15 protein-coding genes and 2 tRNA genes are annotated in these 16,411 nt (G+C 54.5%); all 17 read right to left on the bottom strand.

Going from position 1 to position 16,411, the window contains the following annotated elements; translation table 11 throughout:
• Positions 1-118: 118 nt before the first annotated feature.
• Positions 119-194 (bottom strand) — tRNA-Lys (locus DXXMK7_RS06245).
• A 35-nt stretch (positions 195-229) separates the two neighbouring features.
• A tRNA-Lys gene (locus DXXMK7_RS06240) sits at positions 230-305 on the bottom strand.
• A gap of 173 nt (positions 306-478) precedes the next feature.
• The gene (cpoB, locus tag DXXMK7_RS06235) at positions 479-1,303 is read right to left on the bottom strand and encodes a cell division protein CpoB (RefSeq protein ID WP_038918327.1); all 825 of its coding nucleotides are present in this window, start codon (positions 1,301-1,303) and stop codon (positions 479-481) included.
• A 9-nt stretch (positions 1,304-1,312) separates the two neighbouring features.
• Positions 1,313-1,819 carry a peptidoglycan-associated lipoprotein Pal gene (gene pal, locus DXXMK7_RS06230; RefSeq protein WP_013317030.1) on the bottom strand — a complete coding sequence of 169 codons (507 nt, stop codon included), beginning with the start codon at positions 1,817-1,819 and terminating at the stop codon, positions 1,313-1,315.
• A 38-nt stretch (positions 1,820-1,857) separates the two neighbouring features.
• Positions 1,858-3,144, bottom strand: a complete 1,287-nt coding sequence (gene tolB, locus DXXMK7_RS06225; RefSeq protein ID WP_038918326.1) for a Tol-Pal system beta propeller repeat protein TolB — start codon at positions 3,142-3,144, stop codon at positions 1,858-1,860.
• A 132-nt stretch (positions 3,145-3,276) separates the two neighbouring features.
• The gene (tolA, locus tag DXXMK7_RS06220) at positions 3,277-4,461 is read right to left on the bottom strand and encodes a cell envelope integrity protein TolA (RefSeq protein WP_038918325.1); all 1,185 of its coding nucleotides are present in this window, start codon (positions 4,459-4,461) and stop codon (positions 3,277-3,279) included.
• 110 nt (positions 4,462-4,571) lie between these two features.
• Positions 4,572-4,997: a colicin uptake protein TolR gene (gene tolR, locus DXXMK7_RS06215; RefSeq protein ID WP_012770579.1), complete on the bottom strand. Its 426-nt coding sequence runs from the start codon at positions 4,995-4,997 to the stop codon at positions 4,572-4,574.
• Between the two features lie 12 nt (positions 4,998-5,009).
• Entirely contained in the window at positions 5,010-5,696 is a 687-nt protein-coding gene (gene tolQ / locus DXXMK7_RS06210; protein WP_033570051.1) for a Tol-Pal system protein TolQ, read from the bottom strand.
• Entirely contained in the window at positions 5,693-6,097 is a 405-nt protein-coding gene (gene ybgC, locus DXXMK7_RS06205; RefSeq protein ID WP_038660789.1) for a tol-pal system-associated acyl-CoA thioesterase, read from the bottom strand. The genes tolQ and ybgC overlap by 4 nt, the downstream gene beginning before the upstream one ends.
• 134 nt (positions 6,098-6,231) lie before the next feature.
• Positions 6,232-6,525 carry a cyd operon protein YbgE gene (ybgE, locus tag DXXMK7_RS06200; RefSeq protein WP_038918324.1) on the bottom strand — a complete coding sequence of 98 codons (294 nt, stop codon included), beginning with the start codon at positions 6,523-6,525 and terminating at the stop codon, positions 6,232-6,234.
• The gene (cydX, locus tag DXXMK7_RS21695; RefSeq protein ID WP_012770583.1) at positions 6,522-6,638 is read right to left on the bottom strand and encodes a cytochrome bd-I oxidase subunit CydX; all 117 of its coding nucleotides are present in this window, start codon (positions 6,636-6,638) and stop codon (positions 6,522-6,524) included. Before cydX ends, ybgE begins: the two co-directional genes overlap by 4 nt.
• Positions 6,639-6,654: 16 nt before the next feature.
• Positions 6,655-7,794 carry a cytochrome d ubiquinol oxidase subunit II gene (gene cydB / locus DXXMK7_RS06195; RefSeq protein WP_038918323.1) on the bottom strand — a complete coding sequence of 380 codons (1,140 nt, stop codon included), beginning with the start codon at positions 7,792-7,794 and terminating at the stop codon, positions 6,655-6,657.
• Between the two features lie 12 nt (positions 7,795-7,806).
• Positions 7,807-9,372: a cytochrome ubiquinol oxidase subunit I gene (gene cydA, locus DXXMK7_RS06190; RefSeq protein ID WP_038660796.1), complete on the bottom strand. Its 1,566-nt coding sequence runs from the start codon at positions 9,370-9,372 to the stop codon at positions 7,807-7,809.
• Positions 9,373-10,074: 702 nt separating this feature from the next.
• The gene (sucD, locus tag DXXMK7_RS06185) at positions 10,075-10,947 is read right to left on the bottom strand and encodes a succinate--CoA ligase subunit alpha (protein WP_038918322.1); all 873 of its coding nucleotides are present in this window, start codon (positions 10,945-10,947) and stop codon (positions 10,075-10,077) included.
• A complete protein-coding gene (sucC, locus tag DXXMK7_RS06180) occupies positions 10,947-12,113 on the bottom strand; it encodes an ADP-forming succinate--CoA ligase subunit beta (protein WP_038918321.1) in 1,167 nt (388 codons plus the stop codon). Before sucC ends, sucD begins: the two co-directional genes overlap by 1 nt.
• A 138-nt stretch (positions 12,114-12,251) precedes the next feature.
• Positions 12,252-13,478, bottom strand: coding sequence for a 2-oxoglutarate dehydrogenase complex dihydrolipoyllysine-residue succinyltransferase (gene odhB, locus DXXMK7_RS06175; protein ID WP_038918320.1), 1,227 nt, complete (start codon positions 13,476-13,478; stop codon positions 12,252-12,254).
• A 17-nt stretch (positions 13,479-13,495) separates the two neighbouring features.
• Entirely contained in the window at positions 13,496-16,303 is a 2,808-nt protein-coding gene (gene sucA, locus DXXMK7_RS06170) for a 2-oxoglutarate dehydrogenase E1 component (protein WP_038918318.1), read from the bottom strand.
• Positions 16,304-16,411: the final 108 nt, after the last annotated feature.

Below are 16,411 nucleotides of genomic sequence, written 5' to 3'. Positions count from 1 at the left end.
CGATACGCTGTTGTCTCGCTTCGCTCGACTCGAACCTGAACGCAGCTTCTCACCTGCACGACTGTGCGATATTGAAATAATGGTGAGCGAATTAAATGGGGAGTGATTTATTTAGCGGTGGTGGGTCGTGCAGGATTCGAACCTGCGACCAATTGATTAAAAGTCAACTGCTCTACCGACTGAGCTAACGACCCGCTACGGGATATGCTACGACAGAGATTCTTTGTTTTGGTGGGTCGTGCAGGATTCGAACCTGCGACCAATTGATTAAAAGTCAACTGCTCTACCGACTGAGCTAACGACCCAAAACACCTTGCTGCTTTCAGCGATTCAGCATCGCCCTAGCAACGGCGGCATATATTACTAATATAATTTTTCTGTGCAACCTATTTTCCGAAAAAAAATTCAATTGCTTATCCCTTGAACGTTCTGGCGCAAAAACCACGCATATCGCGCAATTTTTGCACCAGAAAGGGAATTACAAATCGGCTAAACGCTTCTGAGCTTGCTTGGCGCCATCGGTATTCGGGTAGTTTTTTACCACCTGCTGGTAGACTGCCTTGGCTTTATCAGTCTGCCCTTTTTCCTGCATGATGACGCCAACCTTGAACATAGCTTCCGAAGCTTTAGGAGATTTAGGGTAACTTTTGACAACATTAGCAAAGTAATACGCCGCGTCGTCTTTTTTACCCTTATTGTAGAACAATTGCCCTAACCAGTAGTTGGCATTCGGCTGGTAGGTTGAATCAGGGTATTTCTTGACGAAATTTTGAAACGCCACGATAGCCTGATCATACTGCTTTTTTTCCAATACTAACGACGCCGCCGTATTGTAATCGGTGTTAGCATCGCCAGTCATGGCCGGTGCCGCTGCCGAATCAGCGCTGGGGCTATTCGCCGCGCCAGTATTACTGGTTGCCGCCGGCGCAGACGCCGCCGCGTTGCCCGCTCCTGCTGCCGATGACGCGGCAGAAGAAGACTGGCCGCCGCTTTGAGAACCCAGGCTGTCAATCTGCTGATAGATCTGTTTCTGACGCTCAACGACCTGATTCAACTGATATTGGTTTTCCTGGATCTGGCCGCGCAAGCCATCGATATCGCGCTGAGTGTCGGCGAGTTGTTGCTGAAGTTGGGTTAATAACTGACTGTGAGCGTTAGAGATACGCTCAAGCTGAGTGACTCGATCTTCTACCGAGCCAGAGCCGACATTACTGATTGGCGCCTGGGCAGTAGCGGCCCAGGGGGCCGCTACGCCAACCAGTAACGACAGACTCAACACGTGATGTCTGAAGTTACTGCTCATGCGATTCTCTTAGTATACCAGAACGGCACGACGGTTCTTGGACCATGCTGCTTCGTCATGACCCAGAACGGCAGGTTTCTCTTTACCGTAAGAAACCACGGAGATCTGATCGGCAGACACGCCTTTACCCTGCAGGTACATCTGCACAGCGTTGGCACGACGTTCGCCCAGCGCGATGTTGTATTCCGGCGTACCGCGTTCGTCCGCATGACCTTCAACAGTCACTTTGTAGGACGGGTTGCTGCGCAGGAAAGCAGCGTGTGCATCCAGCATCTGAGCGAAATCAGGACGAATGTCGTATTTGTCCAGATCGAAGTAAACGATGTTGTTGCGCTGTAGTTCCTGCATCTGCAGACGAGCCTGCTCAGCAGAAGACATGTTGCCGCCATTTTCCATGCCAGCGCCGCCGTTCAGGGAAGACTGGTCGTTATTAGCGTGTTTGTTGGAGCTACATGCGGCAACAGCCAGCACCGGCAGAGCCAACATCAGGCCTTTCAGCACTTTATTGAATTGCATTTCTATGTCCTTTAAATAGGTTATTGTACATATTTTGATTACATATACGGCGACCAGGCAGGGAATCTCACCTGACCATCGGTTGCCGGAAGACGCGCTTTAAAACGCCCGTCGGTCGAAACCAGTTGCAGCACGGAACCCAGCCCTTGTTTGGAACTGTAGATTACCATGGTGCCATTGGGTGCGATACTCGGCGTTTCATCCAGGAACGTGTCCGTTAATACTTGAACGCCACCCGTTACCAGATCCTGTTTGGCGACATGCTGAGCGCCGCCGTTGGAGCTGACCATCACCAGGAATTTACCATCGCTACTGATTTCAGCATCCTGATTCTGAGCGCCTTCCCAGGTCAGACGTTGGGGAGCGCCGCCGTTAACACCGATTTTATAAATCTGCGGACGACCAGCCTGGTCAGAAGTATAGGCCAGCGTCTGGCTGTCAGGGAACCAGGTCGGCTCAGTGTTATTGCTGCGACCGTCGGTCACCTGAGAAATCTGACCAGAGCCCAGATTCATCACATACAGATTCAGGCTACCGCTCTTGGAGAGCGCAAACGCCAGTTTGGAGCCGTCCGGAGAGAATGCCGGCGCACCGTTATGACGCGGGAAAGAAGCGACTTGTTTGATATCGCCATTAGCCAGCGTCTGAACAACCAGCGCGGAGCGGCCGCTTTCAAACGTCACATACGCCAGTTTGCTGCCATCCGCCGACCAGGAAGGAGACATCAGCGGTTCCGGAGAACGGTGTACCACGAACTGGTTGTAACCGTCGTAGTCCGCTACACGCAATTCGTACGGATACTGCCCGCCATTGGTCTGCACCACATAGGCGATACGGGTACGGAAAGCGCCCTTGATGCCGGTCAGTTTTTCAAACACTTCATCACTGGCGGTGTGAGCGGCATAACGCAGCCACTGTTTGGTCACTTTGAACTGGTTCTGGGCCAGTACGCTGCCGGCACTGCCGGAGGTATCCACCAGTTGATAGGACACCAGGTAGCCATCCGCAGTCGGTTGAACCTGGCCGACAATTACCGCATCGATCCCCAGAGCAGTCCAGGCGGCCGGAGTCACTTCAGCGGCACTACCTGGCTGCTGAGGCATACGGCTCGGATCGATCGGATTAAACTTGCCGCTATTGCGCAAATCCGCGGCGACAATACTGCCGATTTCTTCAGGAACAGCGCCGCCCGCCGATTTGAACGGAACCACACCGATTGGGCGCGCAGAGTCGACCCCCTGGGTAATTTCAATACGGACTTCTGCATGCAACACAGCCGTCCACAGCATCAGAAAACTCAATGCAATTTTTAATGCCTGCTTCATCTCATCTCCCTTATCCCGGCTCCAGAGCCTACGATAACCTGGCAGCGTTTTAACAAACCCATATCAACAAACACGATGTGCACGGCGACCAGATATAGTCATAGTCTTAAACTCCGCCAACTGGCAACCGGGTCACTGCGGTTTAAAGTCTATCGGTGCGTTCTTGAAAGCTTCATATACATCAGAGCTGGGCGGCTTCGGTATCCGCGCCTGTTTGGCAGCAGCAATCGCCGCCTGACACAACGCCGGATCGCCCCCCTCGCTCTTCACATCAACCAGCAGGCCATCCGGCGCCAGTCTGATACGTAACGTACAGGTGCGCCCCTTGTAGGACTCCCAGTCATAAAATTTGCTCTGAATCGCGGTGCGAACCTGGCTGCCGTAGCTGTCCAGCGCAGCGCCGGATGCCCCGCTCTTCTTGTTATTGCCTACCCCGGCCGGCGCTCCGCCGCCAGCGGCACTGCCGCCGCCTTTCGGCGCGTTCTTCGATGAAGCCAGCCCGCCGAGCAGATCATCAACCTCACCGGCCTGTTTGGCCGCCTTTTTCTTGTCGTCAGCTGCTTTCTTGGCCGCGGCGGCCGCCTCAGCTTTCTTAGCAGCATCGGCTGCCGCCTTTTCCTTGGCGGCTTCTGCCGCGGCGGCCTTGGCCTCTTCCTCGGCTTTCTGCTTAGCATCAGCAGCCGCCTTGGCTTTGGCTTCCTCTTCCGCTTTTTTCTTTGCTTCTGCCGCGGCGGCAGCTTTGGCTTTAGCCTCTTCTTCCGCCTTTTTCTTCGCGTCGGCAGCAGCCTGCTTTTTCACTTCTTCCTCAGCACGCTTCTTCGCCTCGGCTGCGGCTTTAGCTTGCTGCTCGGCCTCCGCTTTGGCTTTAGCGGCGGCGGCTTCCGCCTGTTTCTGCTGTTCTTTCGCTTTCTGGGCGGCTTCTTCCGCCTGTTTACGTTGTTCTGCCTGTTCCTGCGCCTGCTGTTTCGCCTCTTCCTGCGCCTGCAGACGCTCTTTTTCCAGTTCTTTCAGCCGTTGCTGTTCAGCCGCCTGTTTCGCCTGCAGTTCTTCTGCCTGCTGTTCCGCCTGCTTCTTACGCAGCTGTTCGGCGCGGCGGGCATCGTTCTGTTGTTGTTGTTGCCGGTTGTACTGATCGACCACCGCGCTGGGATCGACCATCACCGCGTCGATGGATGACCCGCCGCCACCGCCGCTGGCGTCATCCATCTTCTGGTTCAGCGAACTCAGAATCAGCAACGTAATCAGAATAACGTGCAAAACGACCGAGATAATGACGGCACGCTTTAGCTTATCGTTTCGTTCGTTTGCCTTTAACACAAGGGGTTCCCAAAAACAGTTTTGCCAGACAAATGACTACTCATCGTGTAAAAACGTCATCGTGCACAAACGCCATTATCCACAGACTTCATCATTCACGGACTCGCCGGTCAAATCGGCTGTGTCATCAACCCGACAGATTTGACACCCGCCTGATGCAACAAATTCAGCGCCTTGATGATCTCATCATAAGGAACATCCTTGGCACCCCCGATCAAAAAGACCGTTTTCGGGTTCGCGGTCAGGCGGGACTGGGCTTCAGCCACCACCTGCTCCGCAGGCAGTTGATTCATACGATTATGATCAACCACCAGACTGTATTGCCCTACACCGGATACCTCGACAATCACTGGCGGATTATCGTTGCTGGATACGGTTTTGGATTCGGTTGCATCCGGCAGATCCACTTCCACGCTCTGGGTAATGATCGGTGCGGTCGCCATGAAGATCAGCAGCAGCACCAGCAACACGTCCAGCAGGGGAACAATATTAATCTCGGATTTCAGCGACCGGCGGCCGCCACGCGCACGAGCCATATCACCTCCCGATTAACGGTTGCCTTCGCTGGAGAAAGCCTGACGATGCAGGATAGCAATGAACTCTTCCATGAAGTTATCGTAATTCTGCTCAAGCTTGTTGACGCGCTGGTTCAGGCGGTTATAGGCCATGACCGCCGGAATCGCGGCGAACAGACCGATGGCGGTAGCGATCAACGCTTCCGCGATACCGGGCGCAACCATCTGCAACGTCGCCTGCTTCACTGCGCCGAGCGCGATAAATGCGTGCATAATCCCCCATACGGTACCAAAAAGACCGATATAAGGGCTGATGGAGCCGACGGTGCCGAGGAAAGGAATGTGGGTTTCCAATGTTTCCAGCTCGCGGTTCATGGAAATGCGCATGGCGCGAGACGCGCCTTCCACCACCGCTTCAGGCGCATGGCTGTTGGCGCGGTGCAAACGGGCGAACTCTTTGAAGCCCGCATAGAAGATTTGTTCGGTTCCGCCCAGGCTTTCGCGGCGAGTCTGGCTTTCCTGATACAAACGGGACAGTTCAATCCCCGACCAGAACTTGTCTTCAAACGCTTCGGCGTCACGCGTCGCAGAATTCAGAATACGGGTACGCTGAATGATAATCGCCCAGGAAGCGATGGAAAAACCGATTAAAATTAACATGATAAGTTTAACCAGAAGGCTAGCCTTCAGGAACAAATCAAGAATATTCATGTCAGTCACTGCTTAAACTCCGCGACAATAGACTTAGGAAGCGCAATTGGCTTCATTTGAAATGGATCGATGCATGCGACTAAAACCTCGGCATGGCTTAGCAGGGTGCCATGTGAGTCAAGGATTCGCTGTGCGAATGTCAGGGAAGCGCCGCGTATCACAACGATTTCGCTCTGCACTTCCAGTAAGTCGTCAAGACGCGCCGGGGCAAGATACTCAACCGTCATTTTACGAACAGCAAAGGCAACATGTTCATTCATGAGTACGCGCTGATGAAAATCGTGTGCGCGCAACATTTCGGTTCTGGCCCGTTCATAGAAGGCCACATAACGCGCGTGATAAACCACACCACCTGCATCTGTATCTTCATAGTAGACGCGCACTGGCCAGCGGAACACTTTATTACTCACTCTACATCCCGGTAATGCGATAAACCCCGCTACTATACGCAAGAGGGATAAGGTTTGGAATGGGTTCTATGTACAGGAAGGTAAATAATTATGGGTTGCGGACAACCCATAACCAAAAGGAATGAGAGGCTATTTTACAGGAAGTAGTAATACAATCCTGCGGCCAGGATCACAAAGGCCGGAAGGGGGGAAAAGAAAGCGCGCCAGCGCATCCGCTGAGGACGAAAACCCACGCCGTGAACGACGCCGGTACAGACCGCCCAAATCAGCGCTATCCCCTGCCAGACCGCCAGCGAGCTGGTGCGTGCGGCAAAACGCGCCGGCTCCCAGAATACGCAGCCGGCCAGCAGTAGCGCCATAATCAGGGAAAGGGCCCGTAACGGGCCCTTATCCATACAGCGGTACAGACGATCAATGAAAGCAATCATTGCGGTTTATCTTGATTCGTCTTGGTTGCTTCGCTCTGTTCCAGTGCCAGAGCGGTAATCACGCCTAGCGAACAAGCAAGAAGCGTTCCCAATATCCAGGCAAAATACCACATAAGTCAGGCTCCTTACTTAGTACAACGAATGAGAGTTCTGCTCAACATGCTCTTTGGTGATGCGTCCGAACATCTTGTAGTAACACCAGATGGTGTAGGACAGCACGATGGGAACGAAAATAATCGCTACCACGGTCATCACTCTGAGCGTAAGCAGGCTGGATGTGGCATCCCACATAGTCAGGCTGACATTCGGTACCGTCACCGACGGCATAATGAACGGGAACATGGCGATCCCGGCGGTCAAAATCACACAGGCGATACTGAGCGAAGAGAACAGGAACGCCATCGCGCCTTTCTCCGCACGGGCCATGACAGCAGTCATCAACGGCAGCGCTACGCCCAGCAGCGGGATAGCCCACAGGACCGGGTGCTGATTGAAGTTGACCAGCCAGGCGCCGGCCTGACGCGCTACTTCTTTATGCAGCGGGTTAGATTCACCAGCGGTATTGATGACCGAGGTCACCGCATAGCCATCGATGCCATAAACCACCCAGACCCCGGCCAGAGCAAAGGTTACTGTCAGCGCCAGCGAAGAAAACTGAGCAACCTTTTTAGCGCGGAAGTGCAGATCGCCAGAGGTACGCATCACCAGATAGGTAGCGCCCTGAGCCACGATCATGCTCAGGCTGACAACGCCCGCCAGCAACCCGAACGGATTGAGCAACTGGAAGAAATTGCCGGTGTAGTACAGGCGCAGATACTCATCCACATGGAACGGCACGCCCTGCAGCAGGTTGCCGAATGCCACCCCGATGACCACCGGCGGTACGAAACTACCGATGAAAATGCCCCAGTCCCACATGTTACGCCAACGCGGATCTTCGATTTTCGACCGGTAGTCAAAGCCGACCGGACGGAAATACAGAGACGCCAGCACCAGAATCATGGCGATGTAGAAACCGGAAAACGCGGCGGCGTAAACCATCGGCCAAGCAGCGAACAGTGCGCCGCCCGCCGTGATCAACCAAACCTGGTTACCGTCCCAGTGCGGCGCGATGCTGTTAATCATCACACGGCGCTCTACATCGTTGCGACCCATCAGGCGAACCAGAACACCTACGCCCATGTCGAAACCATCGGTGACCGCAAAACCGATCAGCAGCACACCAATCAGCAGCCACCAGACAAAACGCAATACTTCATAATCAAACATAGTGGACTCCTGTTACCGTGCTTCCTGAGCCGCGATCGGCTGTTCGAAGTGATAGGCCCCCGTTTTCAGGCTGCTTGGACCCAGACGTGCGTACTTGAACATCAGGTACATTTCAGCCACCAGGAACAGCGTGTAAAGACCACAAATCAGTCCCATGGAGAACAGGATGTCTCCCGCGGTGAGCGAGGAGTTGGCGACAGCTGTCGGCAACACTTCACCAATCGCCCACGGCTGACGGCCGTATTCAGCCACAAACCAGCCGGCTTCAACGGCAATCCACGGTAACGGGATGCCGTACAGCGCGATACGATGCAGCCAGCGTTTTTGACCAATCTTGTTGCGCAGCACCGTCCAGAAAGACAGACCGATGATCAACAACATCAGCACGCCACAGGCCACCATGATGCGGAAGGAGAAGTACAACGGCGCCACACGCGGGATAGAATCCTTGACCGCCTGTTTGATCTGCGCATCGCTGGCATCAGCCACATTGGTGGTATAGCGCTTGAGCAGCAGGCCATAACCGAGATCCTGCTTGTTCTTGACGAATTCATCACGAACCGCCGGATCGGTGTTGCCGGAACGCAGTTGCTGCAACAGGTGATAAGCTTTCATCCCGTTACGAACGCGCACTTCATGCTGTTCCATCAACTCTTTCAGGCCGGTAACGGTCTTGTCGGTAGAACGGGTGGCGATCAGGCCCAACATATAGGGAATCTGAATCGCGTACTTATTCTCCATCGTCTCCTGATTCGGAATACCGAACAGAGTGAACGCCGCCGGCGCTGGCTGGGTTTCCCATTCAGCTTCGATGGCCGCCAGCTTGGTTTTCTGCACGTCGCCCATTTCATAACCGGACTCATCGCCCAGCACGATAACAGACAGCACCGCCGCCATACCGAAACTGGCCGCGATCGCAAAGGAGCGTTTGGCGAAAGCGACATCGCGCCCTTTCAGCAGGTAGTAAGAGCTGATGCCCAGAATGAACATCGCGCCGGTACAGTAACCCGCGGCGACAGTGTGAACGAATTTCACCTGTGCAACCGGGTTCAGCACCAGATCGGCAAAGCTCACCATCTCCATGCGCATGGTTTCGAAGTTGAAATCCGACGCGACCGGGTTCTGCATCCAGCCGTTAGCCACCAGGATCCACAGCGCAGACAGGTTGGAACCCAATGCCACCAGCCAGGTTACCGCCATGTGCTGCACTTTGCCCAGGCGATCCCAGCCAAAGAAGAACAACCCGACGAAAGTGGATTCCAGGAAGAACGCCATCAATCCTTCGATTGCCAGAGGTGCACCGAAGATATCGCCGACATAGTGAGAGTAATATGACCAGTTAGTACCGAACTGGAATTCCATGGTCAGACCGGTGGAAACGCCGAGAGCAAAGTTGATTGCAAACAACTTGCCCCAGAACTTGGTCATATCTTTGTAGATTTGTTTGCCGGACAGGACATACACGGTTTCCATGATCGCCAGCAAAAACGCCATCCCCAGCGTTAAAGGCACGAACAGGAAATGATACATCGCAGTCAAGGCAAACTGTAAACGTGACAGTTCGACTACATCAAACATCTTAACTCCTTGCTCCTCGCAGGAGGGTCTTTAGCTCGCTGTACGGACAAGCCACTAAATACCCGGCAGTTAGTAACCTAAAGAACACAACAATTGCTTTAGCACAGGCCTCAATATGCGCTACCACGTCACCACGGCGCATTTGAAAAGTAAGCCAAAGAGAAATTACAGAATTACAAATAGCATACTCGGATAAGAGTATCGGTATATTACGCCTCTACAACCCTACAATAAATAGGTTTTTACGTGATGCGGATTGAGTTTTTTGATTCTACGCCAACCTCTGCACCGCATACCGCCAAAGACACAATTGACCTGACGCAATTTAATCTTATTTTCAAATGGATATCCAGCCTGGATTTTTGATCTAAAACAAATATCCACCCCAATGTTAATAAAATGCGTCTTTTATTTTACATTTCATCGAATGTTAATCCAATGTAATTGGGCGGTTTCCGATGCGTGTCGTTAATAATATATTTCTTATTTTAATTAGAAATAGCGCGAGTTGATCTCAAATATAGAATTTTTTAATTTATGCGCTTATTGTTACTTCATTGTTGCCAGATTGATTAAATATTTTTCTTTCAGGCTATATTTTTGCGACAAGCTTCAAATATAAAAAAGGCCACCCGAGGTGGCCAAACATGTCGAACTTTGAAAATATTACACACTACTTTTCCGGTATGCTGAGCCTGCGGCTTAACGCCCCAGCACGGCTTTTACCGCATCGCCGATATCAGCCAGGCTGCGTACGGTCTTGACGCCCGCCGCTTCCAGCGCAGCGAATTTGTCATCCGCCGTACCTTTGCCGCCCGCGATAATCGCGCCGGCATGGCCCATGCGCTTGCCTTTCGGCGCCGTAACCCCAGCGATGTAACCCACTACCGGTTTGGTAACGTGCTCTTTGATGTAAGCTGCCGCTTCTTCTTCCGCGGTGCCGCCGATTTCACCGATCATCACGATGGCTTCGGTTTGCGGATCCTGCTCGAACAACTTGAGAATATCGATAAAGTTGGAGCCCGGAATCGGGTCGCCGCCGATACCTACGCAGGTCGACTGACCCAGACCGGTATCAGTAGTCTGCTTCACCGCTTCATAGGTCAGCGTACCGGAACGGGACACGATGCCTACCTTGCCAGGCAGATGAATGTGGCCCGGCATGATGCCGATCTTGCAGGCGCCTGGCGTAATGACCCCCGGACAGTTCGGACCGATCATCCGAACGCCGCTCTGCTCCAGCTTCACTTTCACCGTCAGCATATCCAGCGTCGGGATACCTTCAGTGATACAGATGATCAACTGGATGCCGGCATCAATGGCTTCCAGAATGGAGTCCTTGCAGAACGGTGCCGGGACATAGATGACCGACGCTGTCGCGCCAGTGGCTTCTACCGCTTCGCGCACGGTATTAAATACCGGCAGACCCAGATGCTCGGTGCCGCCCTTGCCTGGCGTCACGCCCCCAACCATCTGCGTACCGTAAGCAATCGCCTGCTCTGAATGGAACGACCCCTGACTGCCGGTAAAACCCTGACAGATGACTTTGGTGTTTTTATCGATCAGAATGGACATTATTTACCCTCCACTGCAGCAACCACTTGCTGAGCCGCATCCGTCAGGCTGGTCGCAGCAATGATATTCAGACCACTATCCGCCAGTTTTTGCGCTCCCAGTTCGGCATTGTTGCCTTCCAGACGCACCACCACCGGAACGTTCACACCCACTTCGGCTACCGCGCCGATAATACCGTCGGCAATCAGGTCGCAACGCACGATACCGCCGAAAATATTCACCAGTACCGCTTTCACCTTGTCGTCGGACAGGATGATCTTGAAGGCTTCAGTAACACGCTCTTTGGTAGCGCCGCCGCCCACATCAAGGAAGTTGGCCGGTGAACCGCCGTGCAGTTTCACGATGTCCATGGTTCCCATAGCCAGACCGGCGCCGTTTACCATGCAGCCGATATTGCCATCCAGCGCCACATAGTTCAGTTCCCACTGAGCGGCATGCGCTTCACGCGCGTCTTCCTGAGAGTGGTCGCGCATTTCGCGCAGTTCCGGCTGACGGAACAAGGCATTGCCGTCGGCGCCCAGCTTGCCGTCCAGACAGATCAGATCGCCCTGTTTGGTGATCACCAGCGGGTTGATTTCCACCAGCGCCAAATCACGCTCCAGGAACAGGGTCGCCAGTCCCATGAAAATTTTGGTGAACTGCGCCACCTGCTTGCCGCTGAGGCCCAGCTTGAACGCCAGCTCGCGTCCCTGATACGGCTGCGGGCCGGTTAACGGATCCAGCGCGACTTTATGGATCAGGTGCGGCGTTTCTTCCGCAACTTTCTCAATCTCAACCCCACCCTCGGTGGATGCCATGAACACCACACGACGAGTGCCGCGGTCGACGACCGCACCCAGGTAAAGTTCTTTATCAATGTCCGTCGCGCCTTCCACCAGAATTTGGTGAACCGGCTGGCCGTTGGCGTCAGTCTGGTAGGTCACCAGACGCTTGCCCAACCAATTTTCGGCAAAGGCGCGAATCTCTTCTTTGCTGTTCACCAACTTCACGCCGCCGGCCTTGCCGCGACCGCCGGCATGTACCTGACACTTCACGACCCACGGACCTGCGCCAATCTTGGATGCCGCTTCTTCCGCTTCACGCGGTGTTGTGCAGGCGTAACCGGTAGGCGCCGGTAAACCATACCGCGCAAAGAGCTGTTTTGCCTGATACTCATGTAAATTCATGATGTTCTATCCATTTAAGTTTGAAGATAAGTCCAAAGACTCTCTGTCGTGGATAACGCCGCCGCGCGTTCGCAACGGCCTGCATAGCACATAATAAAGGCGGCAGGGCGCAGGCCGGCCGCCTTTCACTGCAACGCGTTAGACATCCAGCAGCAAGCGGGCCGGGTCTTCCAGCATCTCTTTAACGGTAACCAGGAAACCGACCGATTCACGGCCGTCGACCAGACGATGATCGTAGGACAATGCCAGGTACATCATCGGCAGAATCACCACCTGACCATCCACCGCCATCGGGCGATCCTTGATGGCGTGCATCCCCAGAATCGCGCTCTGCGGCGGGTTGATGATCGGGGTCGACATCAGGGAACCGAACACGCCGCCGTTGGTGATGGTGAAGTTACCGCCGGTCAGCTCTTCGACGGTCAGTTTGCCGTCACGGCCTTTCACCGCCAGTTCTTTGATTTTCTTCTCGATCTCGGCCATACCCAACAGATCGACATCTTTCAGCACCGGCGTCACCAGACCGCGCGGGGTCGACACCGCGATGCTGACGTCAAAGTAGTTGTGGTAAACCACATCTTCGCCATCAATGGACGCATTCACTTCCGGGAAACGCTTCAGGGCTTCCACAACGGCCTTGATATAGAAGGACATGAAGCCCAGGCGAATGCCGTGACGTTTCTCGAACGCCTCGCCATACTGCTTGCGCAGATCCATGATTGGCTTCATGTTGATTTCGTTGAACGTGGTCAGCATGGCGGTGCTGTTTTTGGCTTCCAGCAGACGCTCGGCCACACGCTTACGCAGACGGGTCATGGGAACGCGTTTCTCGCTACGGTTGCCCAGAGCCGGTGCAGATGAAACCGGCGCTGCGGCAGGCGCATCCGCCTTTTTGCCAGCCGGTTTCTGAGCAGCCAGGTGTTTTTCCACGTCTTCACGAGTGATACGGCCGCCGACACCGCTGCCCTTGATGGCAGCCGCGTCCAGATCGTGCTCGGCAATCAGACGACGGATAGCCGGACTCAGGGCATCGTTATTCTCATCTTCCAGCCCGGCTGTATGACGCTGTGCGGGCGTCGATTCTTTGCTCTGCGCTTTTTCGCTGGTTTCCTTGCCAGAGTTGTCGCCGGGACGCAAACGCCCCAGGACCTGACGGGACGTCACGGTGGCGCCTTCCGCTTCCAGCACCACTTCCAGCACGCCGGCTTCAATCGCAGGAACTTCCAGCACGACTTTATCGGTTTCAATTTCAACCAGCACTTCATCACGCTGGACGCTGTCGCCCGGTTTCTTGTGCCAGGTAGCCACAGTCGCATCGGCTACCGATTCAGGCAGGTCAGGGACAAGAATATCTACGCTACTCATTATCTATCCTTATTCATTTAATTAACGTTCAGCGCGTCATCAACCAGAGCTTGTTGTTGTTTCTGGTGTACGGACATATAGCCGACGGCGGGTGAAGCAGAGGCCGGACGACCGGCATACCGCAACGAGGCGCCAAAAGGAATCACCTCACGGAAGTGGTGCTGGCTGCAGTACCACGCGCCCTGGTTCAGCGGCTCTTCCTGGCACCAGACAAAATCATGTACGTGAGCGAACGGCTCCAGCGCGGCCTGCACGGCCTGATGCGGGAACGGGTACAGCTGTTCGATACGCACTATCGCCACATCTTTCTGTTCATTCTTGCGACGTTGTTCCAGTAAATCATAGTAGACCTTGCCGGAACACAGCACGACGCGCTTCACCGCTTTCGGATCAAGCTCGTCAATTTCCCCAATCGCCGGCTGGAACTGGCCGCTTGCCAGTTCATCCAGCGTGGAAGTAGCCAGCGGATGACGCAGCAGCGATTTCGGCGACATCACCACCAGCGGGCGACGCATGCCACGCAACGCCTGACGGCGCAACATGTGGTACACCTGCGCCGGCGTGGACGGAATGCACACCTGCATGTTCTGCTCGGCGCACAGTTGCAGATAACGCTCCAGACGCGCGGAGGAGTGCTCCGGTCCCTGACCTTCATAGCCGTGCGGCAGCAGCATCACCAGACCGCACATACGGCCCCACTTCTGCTCGCCGGAACTGATGAACTGGTCAATCACTACCTGCGCGCCGTTGGCGAAGTCGCCGAACTGGGCTTCCCAGATAGTCAGCGTGCGTGGTTCGGCGGTGGCATAACCGTATTCGAACGCCAGCACCGCCTCTTCAGACAGCACCGAATCCCAGACATTGAACACACCTTGCGCGTTATGCACATGCGCCAGCGGCGTGTAAGTGGAACCGCCTTTCTGGTTATGCACCACCGCATGACGATGGAAGAAGGTGCCGCGCCCGGCGTCTTCACCGGACAGACGTACCGGGATGCCCTCATCCACCAGCGTGGCGTAAGCCAGCGTTTCCGCTCCGCCCCAGTCGAACAGTTTTTCACCCGCCGCCATCTCGGCGCGGTCGTTATAAATCTTGGCGACGCGCGGCTGCATTTCTAGCGCTTCCGGCACTTCACTGATCCGGTGCGCCAGCTCCTGCAGGCGTTTGGTTTCAACCTTGTGCGGATAAGGCTCATCCCACTCATGGTTGAGATAAGACATCCAGGTGAAGGAGTGCATATCCATCGGGCGCCACTCGTCTACCACGCATTCGCCGGCATCCAGCGCGTCGCGGTAAAGATTGACCAGCTCGGTGGCGTCTTCCAGCGTCGCCATCTGCTGTTGCTCCAGACGGTCAGCGTAGATTTTACGCGGCGTCGGGTGTTTCTTGATCTTCTGGTACATCACCGGCTGGGTAGCACTCGGCTCATCGGCTTCGTTATGACCGTGACGGCGGTAGCACACCAGATCGATGAATACATCACGCTGGAAGGTGTTGCGGAAATCCAGCGCCAGACGGGTGACGAACGCCACCGCTTCCGGGTCGTCGGCGTTGACGTGGAAAATCGGCGCCTGCACCATCTTGCCGATGTCGGTACAGTATTCGGTGGAACGAGCATCACGCGGATTCGACGTGGTGAAACCGATCTGGTTGTTGATGACGATACGGATAGTACCGCCTACTTCGTAACCCCGAGCCTTAGACATGTTCAGGGTTTCCTGCACCACGCCCTGACCGGCAATCGCGGCGTCGCCGTGAATGGTGATCGGCAACACCAGAGAGCTGCTGGGGTTGTCCAGACGATCGATACGCGCGCGTACCGATCCAATCACCACCGGGCTGACAATTTCCAGATGCGACGGGTTGAACGCCAGCGCCAGATGCACTTTGCCGCCTTCGGTTTCCATATCAGACGAGAAACCCTGATGGTATTTCACGTCGCCGGTACCGAGGTGATCTTTGTGCTTGCCGGAGAACTCATCGAACAGATCCTGGGGTTTTTTACCCATCACGTTCACCAGCACGTTGAGACGCCCACGGTGGGCCATCCCCATCACCACTTCGCGCGTACCGTTTTTACCCGCGTGACGGATGATTTCCTTCAGCATCGGGATCAGCGCATCGCCCCCTTCGAGCGAGAAGCGCTTGGCACCTGGGAACTTGGCGCCCAGATAGCGCTCCAGCCCTTCGGCGGCGGTCAACTCTTTCAGAAAACGCTTTCTTTCTTCGACGGTAAAACTCGCCAGCCCCACTACCGACTCGATGCGCTGCTGAATCCAGCGTTTTTCTTCGGTATTGGTGATGTGCATGTATTCTGCGCCAATCGGGCCGCAGTAGGTCTGCTTGAGCGCCGCGTACAGCTCGCCAAGCTGCATGGTTTCCTTGCCGATGGCGAACGAGCCGACATTGAAGCTCTCTTTCAGGTCGTCGTCAGTCAGGTTGTGATAGGCAAGATCCAGATCCGGTACGTGTTCCTGTTTCCATAAACCCAGCGGATCAAGATTGGCATGCTGATGACCACGGAAACGAAAAGCGTTAATCAGCTGCAATACCTTAACCTGCTTGGCATCGTTGTCAGGATCGGTAATGGAAGAGGTATAACGCGAAGCGTCTTTCGCCAGGCGGCGGAAATAGTCGCGGGTTTTGGAGTGAAGTTGATCCGGTTTAACCCCAGTGGTGGGAAGTTGTTGAAAAATCGAACGCCAGCTGTGATCGATAGAATCCGGGTCAGTTAAAAAATCTTCATAGAGCTGCTCTATGTAGGACTGGTTCGCGCCCGCCAGATAGGAGGAATCCAGCCAGGCCTTCATTGCGCCGTTCTGCATTGTGATCCCTTAAGCTAATAAGCTTCAGTTTTCGCCGTGGTTAACATGTCTTATGTTGCCGTTATAAAACGGGTTGCCGTAAAAACGGTTCACTTGCTGTGCCTGGTT

It is taken from the genome of Dickeya sp. MK7, from assembly GCF_000406305.1.
Taxonomy (GTDB): domain Bacteria; phylum Pseudomonadota; class Gammaproteobacteria; order Enterobacterales; family Enterobacteriaceae; genus Dickeya; species Dickeya fangzhongdai.
The sequence above is the reverse complement of the archived record's forward strand: the minus strand, read 5'-3'. Positions and strand labels throughout refer to the sequence as shown.

Coding starts and splice junctions, on each gene's coding strand:
- sucD (WP_038918322.1), bottom strand. CDS start 10,947: ATGTCCATTCTGATCGATAAAAACACCAAAGTCATCTGTCAGGGTTTT.
- tolR (WP_012770579.1), bottom strand. CDS start 4,997: ATGGCTCGTGCGCGTGGCGGCCGCCGGTCGCTGAAATCCGAGATTAAT.
- odhB (WP_038918320.1), bottom strand. CDS start 13,478: ATGAGTAGCGTAGATATTCTTGTCCCTGACCTGCCTGAATCGGTAGCC.
- cpoB (WP_038918327.1), bottom strand. CDS start 1,303: ATGAGCAGTAACTTCAGACATCACGTGTTGAGTCTGTCGTTACTGGTT.
- cydX (WP_012770583.1), bottom strand. CDS start 6,638: ATGTGGTATTTTGCCTGGATATTGGGAACGCTTCTTGCTTGTTCGCTA.
- tolB (WP_038918326.1), bottom strand. CDS start 3,144: ATGAAGCAGGCATTAAAAATTGCATTGAGTTTTCTGATGCTGTGGACG.
- sucA (WP_038918318.1), bottom strand. CDS start 16,303: ATGCAGAACGGCGCAATGAAGGCCTGGCTGGATTCCTCCTATCTGGCG.
- cydA (WP_038660796.1), bottom strand. CDS start 9,372: ATGTTTGATGTAGTCGAACTGTCACGTTTACAGTTTGCCTTGACTGCG.
- sucC (WP_038918321.1), bottom strand. CDS start 12,113: ATGAATTTACATGAGTATCAGGCAAAACAGCTCTTTGCGCGGTATGGT.
- ybgE (WP_038918324.1), bottom strand. CDS start 6,525: ATGATTGCTTTCATTGATCGTCTGTACCGCTGTATGGATAAGGGCCCG.
- pal (WP_013317030.1), bottom strand. CDS start 1,819: ATGCAATTCAATAAAGTGCTGAAAGGCCTGATGTTGGCTCTGCCGGTG.
- cydB (WP_038918323.1), bottom strand. CDS start 7,794: ATGTTTGATTATGAAGTATTGCGTTTTGTCTGGTGGCTGCTGATTGGT.